Source organism: Flavobacterium sp. (assembly GCF_043773265.1).
Lineage (GTDB): Bacteria > Bacteroidota > Bacteroidia > Flavobacteriales > Flavobacteriaceae > Flavobacterium.
On sequence record NZ_JAYVFH010000047.1, the window covers coordinates 1 to 5,534 of the forward strand.

Genomic DNA, 5,534 nt, shown 5'->3' on the forward strand with positions numbered 1-5,534 from the left:
TCTTTTACGAACTCCCATTGCTTCTTATTTTTTACCTTTATTTTTTGCTCCAGCGTGACCTCTAAATGATCTTGTTGGTGAAAATTCTCCTAATTTGTGTCCTACCATGTTCTCAGTTACATAAACCGGAACAAATTGACGACCATTGTGTACAGCGATAGTTTGTCCTACGAAATCTGGAGTAATCATTGATGCTCTAGACCAAGTCTTAACAACACCTTTGTTTCCTTTTTCAATATTCTCTTGAACTTTTTTATCTAATTTGTAGTGTACAAAAGGTCCTTTTTTTAATGAACGTGCCATGTTTATCTAATTATTTCTTTCTGCGTTCTACAATATACTTATTACTTGGGTTAACTTTAGAACGAGTTCTATAACCTTTAGCAGGAATACCATTTCTAGAACGTGGATGACCTCCAGATGAACGTCCTTCACCACCACCCATTGGGTGATCTACAGGATTCATAGCAACAGGTCTTGTTCTAGGTCTTCTCCCTAACCATCTTGTTCTACCTGCTTTACCAGATACAATTAATTGATGATCAGAGTTAGAGACAGCTCCAATGGTTGCCGAGCAAGTCAACAAGATTAATCTTGTTTCACCTGAAGGCATTTTAATTGTTGCGTATTTTCCATCTCTTGCCATTAATTGAGCAAAAGTACCTGCACTTCTAGCGATTGTAGCTCCTTGTCCAGGACGTAATTCAATACATGAAATTACCGTTCCTAATGGAATTTTACTTAATGGTAAAGTATTTCCAATTTCCGGAGACGCTTCTTCGCCAGACACAACAGTTTGTCCTACTTGTAAACCATTTTGAGCAACAATATATGTTTTCTCTCCATCTGCATACCATAATAACGCAATAAAAGCAGTTCTGTTTGGATCATACTCAATTGATTTAACTTTTGCTGGAATTCCCAGTTTAGTTCTTTTGAAATCAATGATACGATATCTTTGTTTGTGACCACCGCCTGTATAACGCATGGTCATTTTTCCTTGACTATTTCTACCTCCTGAGTTTTTTATCGGTGCAATTAATGAACGCTCCGGCTTATCAGTTGTAATGGCGTCAAAACCATTTACAACTCTAAATCGCTGACCTGGGGTAATAGGTTTTAATTTTCTTACTGACATCTTTTTATTCTAGATATTGTTGTAAAAATCTATTGTTTCTCCTTCTTGTACTTGTACAATTGCTTTTTTATAAGCATTTGACTTTCCACTTATTAAACCACTTTTAGTGTATTTAGCAGTTCTATCTGGTCTAACATTCATTGTATTAACACTTACAACTTTAATACCATAAGTTGCCTCAACAGCTTTCTTAATTTGTACTTTGTTTGCTTTTTTGTCTACAACGAAACCAAAACGATTGAAAACTTCACCATCTTTGGTGATTTTTTCTGTAATAATAGGTTTAACTATGATACTCATGGCTTATTATTTGCTTAAATTTTCTTCAATTCCTTCTAAAGAACCTTCTAAAAGTACTAAATAATTTGCGTTTAATATCGCGTATGTACTTAATTCAGAGTTAGTTATCACGTTAGAAGCTTTTAAATTGCGTGACGACAAATATACATTTTTATTTGAATCACCCAACACAAATAAAGATTTTTTATTTTCTATTCCTAAAGCACTTAAAACTGATAAAAAGTTTTTAGTGTTTGGTGTATCAAAAGTAAAATCTTCAAGCACTAATATACTTGATTCTTTTGCTTTTAGAGTAAATGCAGATCTTCTAGCTAAACGCTTTAAACCTTTGTTCAATTTGAATGAATAGCTTCTAGGTCTTGGACCAAAAACAGTTCCTCCACCTTTGAACAATGGATTTTTAGCACTACCTGCTCTTGCAGTACCAGTTCCTTTTTGCTTTTTAATCTTACGAGTACTTCCAGCAACTTCAGCTCTTTCTTTAGCTTTATGAGTTCCTTGTCTTTGATTAGCTAAATATTGCTTAACATCAAGATATACCGCATGTTTATTTGGCTCTATACCGAATACTGAATCAGAAAGTTGAACTTTTCTTCCAGTATCTTTTCCTTTGATATCTAAAACTTTTACTTCCATTACTTCTGAATGATTACGTAAGAGTTTTTGCATCCAGGAATAGCTCCTTTAACAACAAGTAGATTCTTTTCAGCAACTACTTTCAAAACTCTAAGATTTTGTACTTTAACATTATCACCACCCATTCTTCCAGCCATACGCATTCCTTTGAATACACGTGATGGATAAGACGATGCTCCTACTGATCCTGGCGCTCTTAAACGATTGTGTTGACCATGCGTTGCTTGTCCAACACCACCAAAACCGTGACGTTTAACAACACCTTGAAAACCTTTACCTTTTGATACACCTTGTACATCAACAAATTCTCCTTCAGCGAATACATCAACTGTGATGCTGTCACCAAGATTAAATTTACCTTCAAAACTTTGGAATTCAACGACTTTCTTTTTAGCAGAAGTACCAGCTTTTTTAAAGTGACCTAAATCAGCTTTAGTGGCGTGTTTTTCTGTTTTGTCATCGAAACCAAGTTGTAAGGCTTCATACCCGTCAACCTCAATGGTTCTGACTTGGGTAACGACACAAGGTCCAGCTTCGATTACTGTACAAGGAATATTTTTCCCGTTTTCATCAAATAAGCTAGTCATGCCGATTTTTCTTCCAATTAACCCAGACATATTAAACTATTTATTAATTATTAATTCTTTTTGATATAAAAATTAAGTATTAGAAATATAAAAACCTAATACTTAACTTAAATTTTATTTTTTTTAAAGTTATTATACTTTAATCTCAACTTCAACACCACTTGGCAACTCTAGTTTCATTAGAGCGTCAATTGTTTTTGAAGATGAACTATAAATATCAATTAATCTTTTATAAGACATAACTTCAAATTGCTCTCTCGATTTTTTATTAACGTGAGGAGAACGTAATACAGTAAATATTTTTTTGTGTGTTGGTAATGGAATTGGACCAGTTACAACTGCACCTGTACTTTTTACAGTTTTTACAATCTTTTCAGCAGATTTATCTACCAACATGTGATCGTAAGATTTTAATTTTATTCTAATTTTTTGACTCATCTTGATAAAAATTATGCGTTTCCTTTTGCTTTTTTGATAACTGCTTCAGATATATTAGAAGGTGTTTCTGCATAGTGAGAAAATTCCATAGTAGATGTTGCTCTACCTGATGAAAGTGTTCTTAATGTAGTAACATAACCAAACATTTCTGATAATGGAACATCTGCTTTAATAGTTTTAGCTCCATTTCTGTCTCCCATATCGTTTACTTGACCTCTACGACGGTTGATATCACCAACGATATCTCCCATGTTTTCTTCAGGTGTAATAACTTCCATTTTCATTATCGGTTCAAGTACAATTGCACCTGCCGCTTTTGCCACTTCTCTATAACCCATTCTAGCTGCTAATTCAAAAGAAAGAGCATCAGAATCAACTGGGTGAAAAGATCCGTCAGTTAAAGTTACTTTTAAACTATCAACTTGATAACCAGCTAGTGGTCCAGTTTTCATAGCTTCACGGAAACCTTTTTCTACAGATGGAATATATTCTTTAGGAACATTACCACCTTTTACTGCGTTAACAAATTGTAAACCAACAGGAGCTTTACCATCAACCAAATCAGCTGGTTCTAATGTAAATACGATATCACCGAATTTACCACGACCTCCAGATTGTTTTTTGTAAGTTTCTCTGTGTGTAGCAGATCTTGTAAAAGCTTCTTTGTATTCTACCTGAGGTTCACCTTGATTAACTTCAACTTTAAATTCACGTTTCATTCTATCTACAAGAATATCTAAGTGTAACTCACCCATTCCTGAAATAATAGTTTGTCCTGAAGCTTCATCAGTTCTAACTGTAAATGTTGGATCTTCCTCTGCTAATTTGGCTAAAGCCATACCCATTTTATCAACGTCAGCTTTAGTTTTTGGCTCAATTGCGATACCTATTACTGGCGCTGGGAATTTCATTGACTCAAGAATAATTGGGTGTTTTTCATCACACATTGTGTCTCCAGTCTTAATATCTTTAAATCCAACTGCCGCTCCAATATCTCCAGCTTCGATATAATCGATTGGATTTTGTTTATTAGCGTGCATTTGATAGATACGAGAAATTCTTTCTTTATTACCAGAACGCGTGTTCAAAATATAAGAACCAGCATCTAAACGACCTGAATAAGCACGGAAAAATGCTAAACGACCAACATAAGGATCGGTTGCAATTTTAAATGCTAAAGCCGCGAATGGTTCTTTTACATCTGGACGACGTAATATTTTAGTTTGATCTTCTTCTAATAATTCAGCATCATCAGGATGAATACCTTCGATACCTTCTTTATCTAATGGAGATGGCAAGTATTTGCAAACTGCATCTAACATGAATTGTACTCCTTTATTTTTGAAAGAAGAACCTGCAATCATAGGAATGATAGCCATGTCCATAGTTGCGGCTCTTAAAGCTACGTTGATTTCTTCCTCAGTAATTGAGTTTTCATCTTCCATAAACTTTTCAAGTAAGTTCTCATCATAATCAGCTACTGCTTCTATAAGAATTGATCTGTACTCTTTTACTTCTGCAAGCATATCTTCTGGAATTGGAACGATATCAAATGTTGCTCCTAAAGTCTCATCATGCCAAACAATAGCTTGATTTTTCACTAAATCTACAACACCTCTAAAATCATTTTCTTCTCCAATTGGCAATGTAATTGCAACTGCATTAGATTTTAACATATCACGAACTTGTTGACATACCATCAAAAAGTTAGATCCTTGTCTATCCATTTTATTAACGAATCCCATTCTTGGAACTCTATATTGATCTGCAAGTCTCCAGTTAGTTTCTGATTGTGGCTCAACACCATCAACTGCACTAAACAAGAAAACTAAACCATCAAGCACACGTAATGAGCGATTTACCTCAACAGTAAAATCAACGTGACCAGGCGTGTCTATAATATTAAAGTGATAATCCTCAGAAGTTGGTAAAGGTTTACCTTGTTCTGTTGGAAAACTCCATTCACAAGTTGTAGCAGCAGAAGTAATTGTAATACCTCTTTCTTGCTCTTGTGCCATCCAGTCCATTGTTGCAGCACCATCGTGCACTTCTCCAATTTTGTGTGATTTTCCTGTGTAGAATAATATACGTTCTGTAGTGGTAGTTTTACCAGCATCAATATGAGCTGCAATACCAATATTTCTTGTGAATTTTAAATCTCTAGCCATTTCTCTATATATTAAAATCTAAAATGTGAGAATGCTTTGTTTGCTTCGGCCATTTTGTGAGTATCCATTCTCTTTTTAACTGCAGCACCTTCTTCTTTAGCCGCAGCTAAAATTTCAGAAGCTAGTTTTTGAGCCATAGATTTTTCATTTCTTCTACGAGCATAAAGAAGCATCCACTTCATTGCCATAGAAATTTTTCTGTCTGGACGAATTTGCATTGGTATTTGGAATGTTGCTCCACCAACTCTACGACTACGTACTTCTACG

General features: G+C 34.7%; 7 protein-coding genes and 1 pseudogene. All 8 read right to left on the minus strand.

Annotated elements, in window-relative coordinates; genetic code table 11:
- Nucleotides 1–24 precede the first annotated feature (24 nt).
- Nucleotides 25–303, minus strand: coding sequence for a 30S ribosomal protein S19 (gene rpsS, locus ACH2BO_RS02460; protein WP_014085019.1), 279 nt, complete (start codon nucleotides 301–303; stop codon nucleotides 25–27).
- A gap of 10 nt (nucleotides 304–313) precedes the next feature.
- Nucleotides 314–1,138: a 50S ribosomal protein L2 gene (gene rplB / locus ACH2BO_RS02465; RefSeq protein ID WP_395043178.1), complete on the minus strand. Its 825-nt coding sequence runs from the start codon at nucleotides 1,136–1,138 to the stop codon at nucleotides 314–316.
- A gap of 9 nt (nucleotides 1,139–1,147) precedes the next feature.
- The gene (gene rplW, locus ACH2BO_RS02470; RefSeq protein WP_395043179.1) at nucleotides 1,148–1,438 is read right to left on the minus strand and encodes a 50S ribosomal protein L23; all 291 of its coding nucleotides are present in this window, start codon (nucleotides 1,436–1,438) and stop codon (nucleotides 1,148–1,150) included.
- A gap of 6 nt (nucleotides 1,439–1,444) precedes the next feature.
- Complete coding sequence (gene rplD, locus ACH2BO_RS02475) at nucleotides 1,445–2,074, minus strand: 50S ribosomal protein L4 (protein ID WP_395043182.1); 630 nt, start codon at nucleotides 2,072–2,074, stop codon at nucleotides 1,445–1,447.
- Entirely contained in the window at nucleotides 2,074–2,691 is a 618-nt protein-coding gene (gene rplC, locus ACH2BO_RS02480; protein WP_395043180.1) for a 50S ribosomal protein L3, read from the minus strand. The genes rplD and rplC overlap by 1 nt, the downstream gene beginning before the upstream one ends.
- 102 nt (nucleotides 2,692–2,793) lie before the next feature.
- Nucleotides 2,794–3,099, minus strand: coding sequence for a 30S ribosomal protein S10 (rpsJ, locus tag ACH2BO_RS02485; RefSeq protein ID WP_035125647.1), 306 nt, complete (start codon nucleotides 3,097–3,099; stop codon nucleotides 2,794–2,796).
- An 11-nt stretch (nucleotides 3,100–3,110) separates the two neighbouring features.
- Nucleotides 3,111–5,267, minus strand: coding sequence for an elongation factor G (gene fusA, locus ACH2BO_RS02490; protein WP_395043181.1), 2,157 nt, complete (start codon nucleotides 5,265–5,267; stop codon nucleotides 3,111–3,113).
- Nucleotides 5,268–5,278: 11 nt separating this feature from the next.
- Nucleotides 5,279–5,534 (minus strand): annotated as a pseudogene (locus ACH2BO_RS02495) (30S ribosomal protein S7); the annotation flags it as partial.

Excerpts from the sequence above, each read along its gene's own strand:
- rplD (WP_395043182.1), bottom strand. The coding sequence starts at position 2,074 with ATGGAAGTAAAAGTTTTAGATATCAAAGGAAAAGATACTGGAAGAAAA.
- rplW (WP_395043179.1), bottom strand. The coding sequence starts at position 1,438 with ATGAGTATCATAGTTAAACCTATTATTACAGAAAAAATCACCAAAGAT.
- rplB (WP_395043178.1), bottom strand. The coding sequence starts at position 1,138 with ATGTCAGTAAGAAAATTAAAACCTATTACCCCAGGTCAGCGATTTAGA.
- rpsS (WP_014085019.1), bottom strand. The coding sequence starts at position 303 with ATGGCACGTTCATTAAAAAAAGGACCTTTTGTACACTACAAATTAGAT.
- rplC (WP_395043180.1), bottom strand. The coding sequence starts at position 2,691 with ATGTCTGGGTTAATTGGAAGAAAAATCGGCATGACTAGCTTATTTGAT.
- rpsJ (WP_035125647.1), bottom strand. The coding sequence starts at position 3,099 with ATGAGTCAAAAAATTAGAATAAAATTAAAATCTTACGATCACATGTTG.
- fusA (WP_395043181.1), bottom strand. The coding sequence starts at position 5,267 with ATGGCTAGAGATTTAAAATTCACAAGAAATATTGGTATTGCAGCTCAT.